This window comes from Alcanivorax sp. HI0083 (genome assembly GCF_001635175.1).
In genome coordinates, this window is the sequence record NZ_LWFX01001622.1 from 1 (window position 1) to 436 (window position 436).

General features: G+C 60.1%; 1 pseudogene. It reads left to right on the forward strand.

From position 1 onward, the window contains the following. Positions 1 to 436 (forward strand): annotated as a pseudogene (locus A3754_RS23990) (glutathione S-transferase C-terminal domain-containing protein); the annotation flags it as partial.

Genomic DNA, 436 nt, shown 5'->3' on the forward strand with positions numbered 1-436 from the left:
TATGGAAACCCTGCTGACGCAGGACTTCCTGTTTGGCGATGCCCCCAATGCCGGTGATTTTTCCGCGTACCACAGCTTGTGGTTCCGCCGTGACCTGGCCGGGCGAAACATTGCGGCCAGCCACCCGAAAGTGGATGCCTGGATGAATCGCATGCAGGCCTTCGGGCAGGGTACGCGCAAGGATATCAGTGCGGACGACGCACTGGAGATTGCTCGACAGGCGGCCCCTCGCGACTTGCCTGCCCAGGCTGAGCAAGAACCATTGTTGGGGCAGCCGGTGCGAGTCGCGCCGTCAGACTATGGCCGTGATCCGGTGTTCGGCGAGCTGTGTTATTGCGATGAAAGCACGCTGGTGGTTCGACGCGATGATGCCGTGGTGGGGCAGATTCAGGTGCATTTTCCCCGCGACGGGTTTGTTTTTTCCAAAGCAGACTGA